This is a genomic window from Streptococcus suis, assembly GCF_002960445.1.
GTDB classification, from domain to species: Bacteria; Bacillota; Bacilli; order Lactobacillales; family Streptococcaceae; genus Streptococcus; species Streptococcus hyiners.
Genome location: NZ_POJD01000486.1, coordinates 1 through 271, shown reverse-complemented (window position 1 = coordinate 271; position 271 = coordinate 1). Strand labels below are relative to the sequence as shown.

The 271-nt window shown below is 42.1% G+C and carries 1 protein-coding gene; it reads left to right on the top strand.

The window, feature by feature from the left end; all coding sequences use genetic code 11:
• Window positions 1-271, top strand: a 271-nt coding sequence (locus tag C1G53_RS12910) for a PA domain-containing protein (protein ID WP_330847491.1), incomplete at both ends; no start/stop codon positions are given.

Here is a 271-nt window from a genome sequence, read left to right as displayed (position 1 = left end):
GTTTAAATTTGATTGGAAAACTTGCGCTTATTAAACGAGGAACCATCAGTTTCTCAGAAAAAATAGCCAATGCAACAGCTGCAGGGGCAGTAGGGGTCGTTATTTTCAATAGCCGCCCAGGTGAAGCCAATGTGAGCATGCAACTGGATGATACAGCTATCGCAATTCCATCTATCTTCATTCCATTGGAATTTGGTGAAGCTTTGGCATCTAACTCATATAAGATTGCGTTCAATAACGAAACAGATATTCGCCCTAACCCAGAAGCAGG